Raw genomic sequence first — 13,779 nt, 5'->3', positions numbered from 1 at the left:
AGTACAAATGACACTTTTGCGACTGATCCCCGCGGCGGCGCTGTTCGCGGTGGCGGCCTGCGGGGCCGGAGAGCGGGCACCGGACGAGCCCGAAGGCGGCTCGGGCCAAGGCGAGGCGGACGAGACGGTCTACCAGGGCGCGCTGACGGTCCTGGAGAACGAGGAGCACGGGCCGCAGCTGGCCGGAGTGGTGGCCCAGTCCTATCCGCCGCAGGGCGGCGGCCTGGACGTCGCGGGCTGGGACTGGGAGGCCGTCGAGCACGACGAGGCGGCGGGCACCCGGTGGGGCATGTACCTCGTGACCGGCACCTTCAACGGCGAAGCCTTCGAGCTGACCGAGGAGCCGGTCCCGGCCGACGAGGTCGACATGGACGACTACCCGCACCTCCAGCCCGGCGAGCCGGAGACCCCCGAGCCGGCCGAGCCGCTGCCGGAGGCCGAGCTCCAGGGCATCGTCGACGACCTGACCGAGCGCTTCCCCGCGCTGGTCAACGGCGGTTGGGCGGACGCCGAGAACGGCGTGGCCCGAATCGACGCGACGCTGGTGACGCCCGAGCTCGAGTCGTATGCGGCCGAGACGTATCCCGAGGGGACGGTCGTGTTCTCCTCGATGCTCGAGCCGGTGCCGTAAGGAGCGGCCGTCGCTCATGGCGGCTGGCAAGTGCGCCGCCCGGCATGGGAGGCGCGGTCGTCGCGCTCTCCTCGGTGGGCAAGCCGGTACCCTGAGCGGCGCCGTCGCTCATCGCGGCGCAGGGCGCGCTGCTCGCTGTGGGAGGCGCGGCGGAGGAGGCGCGACCGTCGCCGCTCCGCCAATGCGCCGCCGCGTGCGGAGCGATGGCGGCGACGCCGATCCCCGGTCTCGCCGCTCGCCTGGACCGGTGACCGCGACTGTGCGAGAATGGCCCGAATCCATGTCGGACTAGAGGAGCCAACCCCCGATGCGCCGCAAGTCTACGACCACCAACGTGCTCAACGTCCTGCTGAAGCCCACGACGTTGAACCAGCGCAACCCCGACCGCGTCTTCGACTCGATCGTCGCGAAGGCCGAGAAGAACACCGGCGGCGACGCCTCCGCCGTCCCGCAGTTCATCGAGGAGTTCCGCTTCCTCATGCAGTGCTTCGTCTCCAACTCCGGCCTGAGCCCGATGGGCTGGCAGAGCGTGGTGAACGACCTGCGGAACCGCATCGAGAACCGCCTGCGCGTCCAGCGCATCATCGCCGAGACCCCGGCCGTCGCCGACGAGCGCATCGAGCGGCCCGTCTTCATCATCGGGCTGCCGCGAACCGCCACCACCTTGGCCCACAACATCATCGCCAGATCAGCCGACCACCGCGGCCCGGCGCTGTGGGAGTGGATGTTCACCGACCTCGACCGCGGCGAGGCCGCCAGGCGCCGCCACATCAAGAGCACCGCGCGGATGGTCAACACGTTCATGCGACTGGCCCCGGCCTTCAAGGTCATCCACCCGCTCGACCCCGAGAAGCCCGACGAGTGCAACTACCTCCTGCCGCACGGGAGCCACCACCTGGCGCGGGTCCTCATGCCGAAGTACCACGAGTGGCTCAAGGAGCGCGACAACCTGCCCGACTACGAGTACCTCAAGCAGGCGCTCCAGGTCCTCCAGTACGGCAGGGACCGCAAGCGGTGGATCCTGAAGTCCCCCATGCACCTCGACCGGCTCCCGCAGATCCTGAAGGTGTTCCCGGACGCGACGATCGTGTGGACGCACCGCGACCCGGTCACGGTGATCGGATCGCTGTGCTCGATGGTCGAGACCACGCAGCTGATGCACGTCCGCCGCCCCGACCTGCACGCCATCGGCAAGATGTGGCTCGACGTCCAGGCGACGGCGGTCGAGCGGGGCCGGGAGGCGCGCGTCGCGGGCCCGCGCGAGGCGTTCGTCGACGTGCCCTACACGTGGCTGAACGCCGAACCGCACGCGAAGGTCCCCAAGCTCTACGAGCTGATCGGGGCCCGGTGGACCGAGGCCGACGCCCGGAACCTCGACAGCGTGCTGGCCAGGCCGGGGATCGGCCGGCAGCACGAGTACGAGCTGTCGCGGTACGGGCTGAGCCCGACCGACGTCGAGAACGCCTTCGGCGACTACCCCAAGCTCGTCGAGACCCTGCGGCTGAAATAGGCACCGGCCCGAGACGCGTCCGCCGGGCGACAGGCGCCGGACGGCCGGGAGCGCGCTCCCGGCCGTCCCTCATTTGAGGCTGCCGAGCGTGACGCCGGAGCGCCAGAACCTGGCCATCGCGATCATGAAGACCGCCAGCGGGATCGTCGACAGCAGCGAGCCCATGATGACCAGGCTCGTCAGGTCGGTGCCGCTCTCGACGCGCTTGCCGGCCCACGAGTACAGGCCGAGCGCCAGCGTCCACTTGTCCGATCCGCGCAGCATCATCAGCGGCAGGAAGAAGCTGTTCCAGGCGCCGACGAACGCGAGCAGGAAGATCGTGGCCGCGCCGGAGGTCATGATGCGCACGACGATCTGGAAGAACAGCCGGACCTCCCCCGCCCCGTCGACGCGGGCGGCGTCGAGCAGCTCGTCGGGGACCGAGGAGTCGCAGTAGACCTTCGCCAGGTAGACGCTGAAGGCGTTGACGAACGAGGGGATCAGGACCGCCCAGACGGTGTCGACCAGGCCCATCTTGGTGAACAGCAGGTACAGCGGGAAGGCCAGGAGCATGCCGGGCACCAGGAAGGTGGCGACGATGAACCCCAGGGCGATGCGGCGCCCGCGGAATCGGAACTTCGCGATCCCGTATCCGGCGGCCAGGGCGATGAGGGTGCTGACCAGAGCGCCGGTACCGGAGTAGAAGATCGTGTTCACCGTCCAGCGGGCGAAGACGCCGTCGTCGTAGGTGAGCACGAGCTTCAGGTTCTCGAGCAGGTTGAGGTCGCCGAACCACAGGCCCTCGACGCCGGGCGAGGCGTACAGGTCCCGCTGGTCCTTGGTGGCCGAGACGACCAGCCACCAGATCGGGGCGACGGAGTAGACGAAGAACAGCCCGAGTCCGGCGAGGACGAACAGCTGGCTGCGGCGGGACTGCCCGTGCCCGACCGGCATCTCCTCGGCGGCTCGGGAGGGACGCCTGCGCTTCGGCCGGGCGGTCGGGGCGGTGCGGCGGGCTTCGCTGAGTGCGGTCATGACGTCGGCCTGTTCGCGATCTTGTAGTAGACGAAGGAGACGGCCCCGATGACCAGGGCCAGGAGCACCGACACCGCGGCGGCGTAGTGGTAGTCGTTGGCGGCGAACGCCTGGTTGTAGATGAAGAGGATCGGCGTGAAGTCCTTGGTGACGGTCTCGGGCGAGATCTGGCGGAACAGCAGCGGCTCGTTGAAGATCTGGACGAGGCCGATGATCGAGATCATGCCCACCAGGGCCAGGGGGCCGCGGACGTGCGGGATCTTGATCGACCAGGCGATGCGCCATTCGCTCGCGCCGTCGACGCGGGCGGCGTCGAACAGCTCGCGGGGCACGCTCAGCAGCGCCGCGTAGATGATGAGCATGTTGAACCCGATGGTGTTCCAGATGATCAGGTTGCCGATCGAGACCCAGAGCATCTGGGAGGAGAAGAAGTTCACCCCGATGCCGAGGTCGGCGAACACGGGGGTGAGGGGCCCGGAGCGGGGGCTGTAGATGTAGATCCACATGAGGGCGGCGACGATGCCGGGGACCATGTACGGCACCAGGAATCCGATCCGGAAGAACCGGACCGCTCGCCGCTTCGCCATGTCGAGCAGGAGCGCCATGGCCAGGCTGATGGCGAGCATGACCGGGACGACGATGAACGCGAAGGCCAGGACGCGGCCGATCGAGGTCCAGAACGTCGCGTCCTCGAAGGCCTTGGCGAAGTTGCCGAACCACACGAACTCGGTGGTGGTGCCGCCCAGGCCGAGCCCGGAGGACTGCTCGCGGAAGAAGGACTGCCAGATCGCGTAGCCCAGCGGGATGATGAACAGCAGGACGAATCCGGCGAAGAACGGGGCGGTGAACGCCGCGCCCTTCCATTTGAGCGCGGTCGTCCAGTGCCGGGGGCGGGCGGCGTCGCCGACGTCGGCGTCGGGTGCTGCGCCTGTGGAGGTCACGGCATCGGGTCCCTTCTGGTCTGGTCGGCCGGGGCGGCTCGCGGCCTCGGCGGCGCTGGTGGTCGTCTCTCGCACGGGTCTGCCTGCCGGTCGGCGTTCTCTCAGTGTCGGCGACGCCGGATCCGGGGCGTCCGCGGATGTCGCGTGCGCATCCCGGATGATAGATACCGGTCTCTACGAATCTAGGTGTGGCCTGCCATGAATGCAAGCCGACGTGGCCGAATCGTTACCTTCATGAATTCCATGAAGCGGCTCGTCGATCGAATATGCAGTTGAGCGCAGGAGGAGAAAATATCGGACCCGCGCTATCGACAAGACGGCATGGCGGCCCTACGGTAGAAACCGATATCTATCCGCGCCGATTGAAGGACCTCCAGTGGCTGATCGACCCCGGGCACTCTTCGCCATGAACCCCGAGCACCTCCCCCGCCTGTTCCCCGAACCGCTGCTGCGGCGCCTGACCGCCGTCCTCGACATCGACCCCGGGGCCGTGGCCGAGCACTTCGACGAGCCGCGCGCCGCCGCCGCGCTCGCCGAAACGGAGGTGATCGTCTCCAGCTGGGGCGCCCCGAGGATCGACGCCGCCGCTATCGAGGCCGCACCGCTGCTGCACACCGTCCTCCACGCCGCGGGCTCGGTCAAATGGCACATCACCCCGGCCGCATGGGAACGCGGCCTCGCCGTCTCCTCCTCCGCCGAGGCCAACGCGGTCCCCGTCGCCGAATACACGCTCGCCTCGATCCTCCTGGCGGGCAAGGGCATCTTCCACCTCCGCGAGGACTTCAAGGCGAAGCGCTCGTTCACGCTCGGCCTCGTCCACCCGCAGGTGGGCAACTTCGGGCGCGTCATCGGCATCATCGGCGCCTCCAAGATCGGCCGGCGGGTCATCGAACTCCTGCGGCCCTTCGACCTCGACATCCTCCTGGCCGACCCCTTCGTCGACGAGGCCGAGGCCGCCGCGCTCGGCACCCGGCTCGTCGGGCTCGACGAGCTCGTGGCGACCGCCGACATCGTCTCCGTCCACGCCCCCGACCTGCGCGAGACGGCGGGCCTCATCGACGCCGGACGCCTGGCCGCCATGAAGGACGGCGCCGTCCTGGTCAACACCGCGCGCGGCAACCTCGTCGACACCGACGCGCTCACCGCCGAACTGCAGGGCGGGCGCCTGTCAGCGGTCATCGACGTCACCACCCCCGAGCCGCTGCCGAGCGAATCGCCGCTGTTCGACCTGCCCAACGTCTTCCTCACCCCGCACGTGGCCGGATCGCAGGGCAACGAGCTGTCCCGCATGGGCCTCTACATGGTCGAGGAGGCCGAGCGTCTCGCCTCGGGCGAGCCGCTCGCGCACCGGGTGGACCCGGCGATCCTGTGGCGGCAGGCTTGAGTGTGACAACGGACTCACTCTGGCTGCCTAATCGCGGCGGGCGAACTAAGCTCCCCCGCGAGGCGGCACTCGACACGGGGCATGCGCCCAGTGACGCCGGACGGACTGCACACCGAAGGGAACCGTGGCGATGAGCCGAACTGATTCCGACAGCGAACTCGCCTACGTGGAAAGCGTTAGCCCGGGCACCGGGCGGCTCGCGCCCCGCGCGGCACCACCCTCCGACGCCGCCGCGCTCAGCCTCGACGGCGACTGGCGATTCCATCTCGCCGACGGCCTGCACGACCTCACCGAAGGCTTCGAGCGGCCCGGCCACGACGACGCGGCATGGGAGACGCTGCCGGTGCCGTCGATGTGGCAGATGACCGGCATCCCGGGCGCACCGGTCCACGGCGCCCCCGCCTACACCAACACCGTCTACCCCTTCCCGATCGACCCGCCCCGCGTCCCCGACGCCAACCCCACCGGCGAGTACCGGCGCACCTTCACCCTCCCCGCCGACTGGCCCTCCACCGGCCGCACGGTCCTGCGCTTCGAAGGCGTCGACTCCTGCTTCGCCGTGTGGCTCAACGGCGTCAGGCTCGGCGACGGCAAGGGCTCGCGGCTCCCCACCGAGTTCGACGCCACCGAGCACCTGCGCGACGGCGAGAACACCCTCGCCGTCCGCGTCCACCAGTGGTCGGCGGCCTCCTACCTCGAAGACCAGGACATGTGGTGGCTCTCGGGCATCTTCCGCTCCGTCGCCGTGCTGCACCGCCCCGAGAGCGGCCTGGGAGACCTCTTCGCGCACGCCGACTACGACCACCGCACCGGCCTGGGGACGCTCCACGTCGATGCCGACGCCGAAGGCCGCGTCACCGTGCCGGAACTCGGCATCGACATCGCCATCGGCGAGAGCGCCGCCATCGAGGTCGAACCGTGGACGGCCGAGACGCCGCGCCTGTACGACGCCCAGGTCGCCACCGCGGGCGAGCGCGCGAGCCTGCGCATCGGCTTCCGCACCGTCACGATCGAGGACGGCCTGCTCAAGGTCAACGGGAAGCGGATCCTGCTGCGCGGCGTCAACCGCCACGAGTGGGACCCGCGGACCGGCCGGACCCTCACGGTCGAGACGATGCGCCGCGACATCGAGATCATGAAGCGGCACAACATCAACGCCGTCCGGACCAGCCACTATCCCCCCGATCGCAGATTCCTGGACCTGTGCGACGAGCTCGGCATGTGGGTGGTCGACGAGTGCGACCTGGAGACCCACGGCTTCGTCCACATCGGCTGGCGCGGCAACCCGTCCGACGAACCGCAGTGGCGCGAGGCCTACCTCGACCGCATGGCCCGCATGGTCGAACGCGACAAGAACCACGCCAGTGTCATCATGTGGTCGCTGGGCAACGAAAGCCACACCGGCCAGAACCTGGCCGCCATGTCCGCGTGGGCCAAGGAGCGCGACCCCGGCCGCCCCATCCACTACGAGGGCGACTGGGACTGCGGCTACGTCGACGTCTACAGCCGCATGTACGCCGACCACGCCGAGACCGACCGGATCGGCCAGGGCACCGAGGACCCCACCAAGGACCCGGCGCTCGACGAGCACCGGCGGTCCATCCCGTTCATCCTGTGCGAGTACGCGCACGCCATGGGCAACGGCCCCGGCGGGCTCTCGGAGTACCAGCGCCTGTTCGAGCAGCACCCGAGGTGCCAGGGCGGGTTCGTGTGGGAGTGGATCGACCACGGCATCAGGCAGCGCACCGATGACGGCCGCGAGTTCTTCGCCTACGGCGGCGACTTCGGCGAGCCGCTCCACGACGGCAACTTCGTCACCGACGGCCTGGTCTTCCCCGACCGGACGCCCTCACCGGGGCTCGTGGAGTACAAGAAGGTCATCGAACCGGTCAAGATCATCGTCGAACCGGACTCGGCGACCGTGGGCGTGAGCAGCGGATACGACTTCACCGACACCGCGCACCTGCGGTTCGCCTGGACGCTGGAGGACGACGGCGAGGCTGTCGCCGAAGGCGCGCTCGACGTGCCGGCCGTCCCGGCGGGCGGCTCGGTGTTCGCGGCCTGGCCTCCGGCGCTGCGCGAGGCGATCGCGAAGCCCGCCGAGGGCGAGCGCTGGCTGACGGTGACCGCGGTCCTGGCCGAGGACCGGCCGTGGGCCGAGGCCGGACACGCCGTCGCCTGGGGCCAGGAGCGGCTTGAGGCCGGAATCCCGCTCGCCGAGCGCTCGGGGGAACCGGCCGAGGCGTTCACTCCCGGCGAGATGCCGACCGCCGGGGCGGTCTTCGACGCGCACGGGCGGCTGGTGCGGCTGGGCGGGCTGGAGTTCGAGGGGCCGCGCCTGGACCTGTGGCGGGCGCCGACCGACAACGACCTGCGCGGTTGGCACCGCAACGGCGCCGTCGCCGAGCAGTGGCGCAAGGCGGGCCTGCACCGCTTGGAGCACAAGACGATCGACATCGCCGCCGAAGACGGATGCACCGTGGTGCGCACGCGCGTGGCCCCGGCCGCCACCGACCTCGCGATGGAGGCGGTCTACCGCTGGCGGTTCGAGGGCGAGGGCAGGGCTTGGCTGACGCTGGAGACTCGGCCGCTCGGTGAATGGGACTTCCCGCTGCCGCGACTCGGGCTCCGTACCTCGTTGCCGAGATATATCAATAATGTCAGCTGGTTCGGCGGCGGTCCTGGCGAGGCGTACGCCGACACCCGGGCCGCCGCCCGCGTCGGCCGCTACAGCGCCACCGTCGATGCGATGCAGACGCCGTACGTCTTCCCGCAGGAGAACGGCTCCCGCGTCGACGTGCGCTGGGCGCGCCTGAGCGGCGAGGGGGGTCCCGGGCTGACGGTGCTCGGCGCGCCGCACTTCGCGCTGACGGTGCGGCCGTGGACGTCCGAGGACCTGGAGGCCGCGAGGCACACGACGGACCTGGTCGAGCGCGAGCGGGTCCATGTCAACCTCGACGCGGCGCTCCAGGGCATCGGCACGTCCTCGTGCGGACCTGGCGTGCTGCCGCAGCACCGGTTGCCGGCCGAGGCGAGCGTGTTCACGGTCGGTTTCGCGGTGTCCGATCAGTAGTGGATCACGGGCCGCGGCGGTATCGCTCCGCGCGGGCGGCGTCGCGGCCCGTAATTTAGGCTGAGTGGGACAGCAGCACTAAGGAAAGGCGCCCCGTGCCGAAGAAGTCGAATCCCGACACCGCGAAGCGCCCGACGATCCGGGACGTGGCGGCCCGCGCGGGGGTGTCGGTGCCGACGGTCTCGCGGGTGCTGGCCGGGAACTACCCGGTCGCTCCCGCCACGCGCGCGAAGGTGCTGCGCGCGATGCGGGATCTCGACTACGTGGTCAACGCGCACGCGCGGGCGCTGGCGGGGGCGACGACCAAGACGGTCGCGTTCGTGGTCGACGACGTGACGGGGCCGTTCTACGCCTATATCGCGCGCGGCGTGGAGCAGCAGGCCGCCTCGGAGGGAAGGCTGTGCCTGCTGTGCACCACGCACGGTGATCCGGAGCGGGAGCTGGCGGTGGTGGAGCTGATGCGCGAGCAGCACGCCGAGGCGGTGATCGTCGTAGGCGGGGCGTGGGATGACGAGAAGTACACCGAGCGGATGCGGTATTTCGCGACGGCGCTGGACAAGTCCGATTCGCGACTGGTGCTGTGCGGGCGGCCCTCGCTCGGCGATGATGTGCCTGCGACGGTGGTGCACTACGACAACGAGGGCGGGGCGTACGCGATGACCTCGCACCTGCTGTCGGCGGGGCATCGGACGATTGCCTATGTGGGCATCAACGAGGGTCTGTCGACCACTGACGAGCGCATTCGCGGATTCAGGCGGGCTCATGCCGACTATGGCGTGGAGGTCGACGAGTCGCTGCTGCTCCAGGGTGAGTTCACCAAGGCCAGCGGCATTGCGCTCGCTGAGCGGATCTTGGCCGAGCGCGGTGATGTGACGGCGGTGTTCGCGGCCACGGACATGGTCGCCGCCGGTGTGCTGAAGGCGTTGAGGGCGGCGGGGGTGCGCGTGCCGGAGGACATGTCGGTGGTCGGCTTCGATGACATACCGCTTGCCTCCGACCTGACTCCGGCGCTCACCACTGTGCATGTGCCGCATGAGGAGTTGGGGAAGGAAGCGGTAAGACTCGGCCTGCGCCGGGCTGACACGAGCGCTGATCCGGTGGTGCTGGGAACGCATATCGTGGTGCGGGAATCGGTGGCGCCGCCGAAGCGCCCCAACGCATGAGCGGATAGGCGCGCGAACGCCCCCGGCCGAGGTGACCGGGGGCGGCGCCACGGGAAAGTCCGTCAGTTCCGGGCGGTGCGTCGGCGGTCGGCCCGCGCCGCAATGAGGCCAGTCCGAGAGCTAGTCGACGACCGCGTCGAGGTCGATGGCGTTCTTGACCGCGTCGGTGCGGGCCACCATCTCCTCGGGGGGCGTCTTCTCGCGGTCCATGAGGGCGAGCGCCTGGTTGGCCTCGACGAACGGCCGCATGCGCCGTTCGTATCGGGCGAAGGCGACTTCGTGGTCATCGGTGCGCCCCAGCTCGGCGGCGAGGACATAGGCGCCGACCATCGCGAGGCTGGTGCCCTGGCCCGACAGCGGCGCCGCGCAGTGCGCCGCGTCGCCGACGAGGGACACCCGCCCCGACGACCACGAGTCCATCTTGATCTGCGCCATCGCGTCGAAGTAGAAGTCCTCCGACTTCCACATCCGTTCGATGAAGCCGGGCACCTCCCAGCCGAGGCCGGTCACGTTGTCGGCGATGAGCTGCTTCTGCGCCTGGACGTCGCGGTAGTCGTATTCGATCGGATCGGAGGCGAAGCCGAGGAAGATCCTCAGCTCGGCGTTGTCGCGCACGGTCATGACCGTGCCGCCGACGGCACCGCTGTTGAACCAGGTCTGCCACCGGTCGAGACCCAGGTAGTTCTCCTCGCTGAACACCGAGAGGTAGGTTCCGAGATGGCGGATGAACCGCGACTCGGGTCCGAAGGCGAGGCGGCGGGTGTTGGAGTGGAGGCCGTCCGCCCCGATCACCAGGTCGAAGCGACGCGGCGCGGCGTGCTCGAACTCGACGGTGACGCCGCCGTCCTCCTGCGCGATGGCGGTGATCGAGTCGCCGAAGCAGTGCTCGATGCCCTGGTTGCGTTCCTGGATGAGATCCACGAGGTCCTCGCGGAGGATCTCGATGTCGCCGGAGTCGAGGTTGCCCGAGGAGAGCGCGACCTCCTCGGACCGGAATACCTCGTTGCCCTCGGCATCCAGCATGGACATGCCGTCGGTGTGGTTCTCCAGCCCGTGGGCGGCGGCTTCGAGTTCCATACGGCGAAGGACGGACAAGGCCGCCCCGCGCACGTCGACGGCCTGGCCGCCGCGGCGCGGCGCCGGGGCGTGTTCGAGCACGACAGGGGTGAAGCCCTGCTCGCGCAGCCAGTAGGCGAGGGCCGAACCGGCGACGCTGGAGCCGGAGATGAGAACGGTGGCCATCGGGGTTCCTCCGAATACGTTGTACTTCGTTACCGGGAACCACGATAAGAAATCCGTCCATGAGCTGCAAATACACGATTCAACTGCACTAGTACAATGAGGCTTCGGCAGGCCGCGCGGACGCGGATCTGTCATAGGACAGGACCGGGAAGGGAGCCGTCGTGACCGGACAGGCCGAGCCGCCCTATGCGCGCATCGCCGCCGAGCTGGGCAGGCGCATCACCGAGCGGGAGCTGGCGCCCGGGGACAAGGTGCCCTCCACCCGCCAGGTCGCCCAGGAATTCGGTGTGGCTCTGGCCACTGCGGCGAAGGCGTTGGGCGTGCTGCGCGCCGAGGGCCTGGTGCACACCCGCCCGCGCTCGGGCACCGTCGTCGCGCCGCGCCGCTCGGCGCGGGGGTCGGGCGAAGCCGCTGCGGAACTCACCCGCGCGCGGGTGCTGGCCGAGGCGGCGGCGATCGCCGATGCCCAAGGGCTGGAAGCGGTGTCGATGCGGGCGGTCGCCGGCCGCTGCGGCATCGCGCCGATGTCGCTGTACCGCCACGTGGAAGGCAAGGACGAGCTCGTGATGGCGATGGCCGACAGCGTCTACGGCACCATGTCGCTTGAGGACGACGAGTCGGGGCCGTGGCGTGAACGGATCGAGACCCTCACGCGTGCGCTGTGGCGGCTGCATCGGGCGCACCCGTGGCTCGGCCGGCTCCACCCGCTCACCCGGCCGCTGCCCCTGCCGAACCTGCTCGTGTTCAGCGACCGCCTGCTCGGGGCGCTCGACGGCGTCGGCTTGCCGCCGAAGCTTCATTTCGATGTCCAGGTGCTGCTGTACAGCCACGTCGTGGGCTTGGCGGCGAACTTCGAGCGCGAGGACGAGGCGTTGTCGGCCACCGGCCTGTCGTCCGAGGAGTGGACCGATCTGCAGTATGTGCCCACGCTCAACGGCGAGGGGGTCATGGCGCGCTACCCGCACTTCGCCAAGTTCTTCGGCCACTTCGCGTCGCTGCCCGACGGGTACGACATGGACCTCGACGAGATGTTCGAGCTCGGCCTCACGATGCTCCTCAACGGCCTCGAAACCCTGGCCGCCCGCGGGCGGACCGCCTCCGCCTCATCGGCCCGCGACTCGGGTCAATAGGAGGCACGGGTCAATAACAGGCGCGGCTCAATAAGAGGCATAGCCGAAGTCGGCGTATCCGCCCTCGCCCGCCAGGTCCTGGACCCACAGTCCGACGAAGGCGCCGGTGAAGCCGAGCAGGTGGACGCCGCCCTCGCCGCTTATCCGGGCGTACTCGTCGGACAGGATCGTCGCGTCCCGCTCCAGGCCGAGCTCGATCCACTCGGTCTCGCGGTAGGCGAAGCGCAGCACCGGCCCGTCGAAGGCGATCCGCAGGTCCAGTTTCGGGCCCACCGGGGCGATCCGGTGGTAGTCCCGCTCGGCCAGATCGGAGGTCACCAGCGAGAGCACCGGTTCGCCTTCCTCAAGGGAGACTTGGAGGTAGTGCCAGTTGTAGGCGTTGTAGTAGGCGACGATCCCCGCGTTCTGGTGCTCGGTGGCCGGCGTGAACTCAAGGCCCGCTTCGAAGACGCCGTGCTTGGCGGTGACGCGCTGAGCGACCAGGCTCGGGGTGCGGCGGCCGAACGGCGACTGGCCGCCCCTCACGCGCAGATGCGAGGGCCGCGCGGTGAGGTCGACCCAGTCGGGTGCGGCGTGGCGGCGCACGGTGCTCCAGCGCGGGTCGAGTCGGGGCGCGTCGAAGTCGTCGCGGGCGGGCGACTCGGGCCAGGGATGGGCGGGCAGGTCGGGCGCGGCGATCGCCACGGCGGGCGCGGCGCCCGCCACGCGCGGCCAGCCGTCGACCCATTCGACCGGGGCGATGGCGGTCTCGCGGCCGAGGACGGACCGACCGGTGGCGTCGCGTTCGCGGGCCGTGTCCGGGATGGTCTCCTCGACCTCGGTGTAGGGACGCGAGGTCAGATACGTCAGGTACCACTGGCCCGTCTGCGTCTCGACGAGGCAGCCGTGGCCGGCCTTCTGGAGTTCGAGGTGGAGCTTGTCTCGGGCGGTGATGAGCGGCCCGTTCGGGTCGAACTCGTAGGGGCCGAAGAGGTCCCGCGAGCGGGCGACGAGCGCGCCGTGGTGGAAGCCGGTGCCGCCCTCGGCGGCGAGCAGGTAGTGCCAGCCGCCCTTGCGGTACAGGTGCGGGCCTTCGGTGACCCCCTCGGGTGAGGACGCGAGCAGCAGTTCGGGGTCGCCCGCGGGCCGCCCGCCTTCGAGGCGCTGGATCTCGATGCCGGAGAAGCCCTTCCCGGGCTTGGAGATGCCGATCATATTGAGCAGCCACGAGGTGCCGTCCTCGTCGTGGTAGAGGGAGGCGTCGAAGCCCCTGCCGGGCAGGCGGATCGGGTCACTCCACGGCCCTTCGGGGTCGGTGGCGGTGGTCAGGTGGTTCGCGCAGTCCTTGTAGCCGAGGCCGAAGCTGTCCATGACGCTGTAGACGAGGTGGAAGCGGCCATTCGCGTACGTCAGGTCGGGGGCCCACACGCCGCCGGAGTCGGGCACGCCGGTGAGGTCGAGCAGGCGCGGCGAGTCCGCGATGCCGCCCAGCGGCCGCCAGTGCTCGAGGTCGCGGGAGTGGTGGAGGCGCACGCCGGGGCACCACTCGAACGTCGAGGTCGCGAGGTAGTAGTCCTCGCCGACGCGCACGATCGACGGGTCGGGGTGGAAGCCGGGGAGGATGGGGTTGCGGACGGCGTAACGGTGCAAGGCTGCGGTCCTTCCGATGGCAGGAATACGTTTTCACAATCCAACACCGGACCGCGCCGCCG

General features: G+C 69.9%; 10 protein-coding genes. 6 read left to right on the top strand and 4 right to left on the bottom strand.

The annotated features are described in order from the left end of the window. Positions 1 to 7 precede the first annotated feature (7 nt). On the top strand, positions 8 to 631 hold the full coding sequence (locus tag H613_RS29200) for a hypothetical protein (protein ID WP_156925957.1): 624 nt from the start codon (positions 8 to 10) through the stop codon (positions 629 to 631). Positions 632 to 938: 307 nt separating this feature from the next. Then, positions 939 to 2,141 (top strand): sulfotransferase family protein, encoded by a 1,203-nt coding sequence (locus H613_RS0110675; RefSeq protein ID WP_026923785.1) that lies wholly within the window; start codon positions 939 to 941, stop codon positions 2,139 to 2,141. Positions 2,142 to 2,210: 69 nt separating this feature from the next. Here H613_RS0110675 and H613_RS0110670 read toward each other — a convergent pair whose 3' ends face one another. Continuing rightward, on the bottom strand, positions 2,211 to 3,155 hold the full coding sequence (locus tag H613_RS0110670; RefSeq protein WP_026923784.1) for a carbohydrate ABC transporter permease: 945 nt from the start codon (positions 3,153 to 3,155) through the stop codon (positions 2,211 to 2,213). Next, a complete protein-coding gene (locus H613_RS25865) occupies positions 3,152 to 4,171 on the bottom strand; it encodes a carbohydrate ABC transporter permease (RefSeq protein ID WP_211234773.1) in 1,020 nt (339 codons plus the stop codon). Before H613_RS25865 ends, H613_RS0110670 begins: the two co-directional genes overlap by 4 nt. 301 nt (positions 4,172 to 4,472) lie before the next feature. On the opposite strand from H613_RS25865, the gene H613_RS0110660 reads away from it, so the two are divergent. The 3 genes from H613_RS0110660 to H613_RS0110650 all read left to right on the top strand — a co-directional run bounded on the left by H613_RS0110660 (position 4,473) and on the right by H613_RS0110650 (position 9,716). Beyond that, on the top strand, positions 4,473 to 5,480 hold the full coding sequence (locus H613_RS0110660; protein WP_026923783.1) for a hydroxyacid dehydrogenase: 1,008 nt from the start codon (positions 4,473 to 4,475) through the stop codon (positions 5,478 to 5,480). A 130-nt stretch (positions 5,481 to 5,610) separates the two neighbouring features. Next, entirely contained in the window at positions 5,611 to 8,553 is a 2,943-nt protein-coding gene (locus H613_RS0110655; RefSeq protein WP_026923782.1) for a glycoside hydrolase family 2 TIM barrel-domain containing protein, read from the top strand. Between the two features lie 95 nt (positions 8,554 to 8,648). Further along, the gene (locus H613_RS0110650) at positions 8,649 to 9,716 is read left to right on the top strand and encodes a LacI family DNA-binding transcriptional regulator (RefSeq protein WP_026923781.1); all 1,068 of its coding nucleotides are present in this window, start codon (positions 8,649 to 8,651) and stop codon (positions 9,714 to 9,716) included. Between the two features lie 120 nt (positions 9,717 to 9,836). On the opposite strand, the gene H613_RS0110645 is transcribed toward H613_RS0110650, so the two are convergent. Further along, complete coding sequence (locus H613_RS0110645; protein WP_026923780.1) at positions 9,837 to 10,958, bottom strand: FAD-dependent monooxygenase; 1,122 nt, start codon at positions 10,956 to 10,958, stop codon at positions 9,837 to 9,839. A 161-nt stretch (positions 10,959 to 11,119) separates the two neighbouring features. Between H613_RS0110645 and H613_RS25860 the strand changes: the two genes are divergently transcribed. After that, entirely contained in the window at positions 11,120 to 12,088 is a 969-nt protein-coding gene (locus H613_RS25860; RefSeq protein WP_051393224.1) for a TetR/AcrR family transcriptional regulator C-terminal domain-containing protein, read from the top strand. A 27-nt stretch (positions 12,089 to 12,115) separates the two neighbouring features. On the opposite strand, the gene H613_RS0110635 is transcribed toward H613_RS25860, so the two are convergent. Next, positions 12,116 to 13,717 (bottom strand): glycoside hydrolase family 43 protein, encoded by a 1,602-nt coding sequence (locus H613_RS0110635; protein ID WP_026923779.1) that lies wholly within the window; start codon positions 13,715 to 13,717, stop codon positions 12,116 to 12,118. Positions 13,718 to 13,779: the final 62 nt, after the last annotated feature.

Source organism: Glycomyces arizonensis DSM 44726 (genome assembly GCF_000482705.1).
Classification (GTDB): Bacteria; Actinomycetota; Actinomycetes; order Mycobacteriales; family Micromonosporaceae; genus Glycomyces; species Glycomyces arizonensis.
Note: the sequence above shows the minus strand (reverse complement) of the source record. Positions and strands in the feature narration are given on the sequence as shown.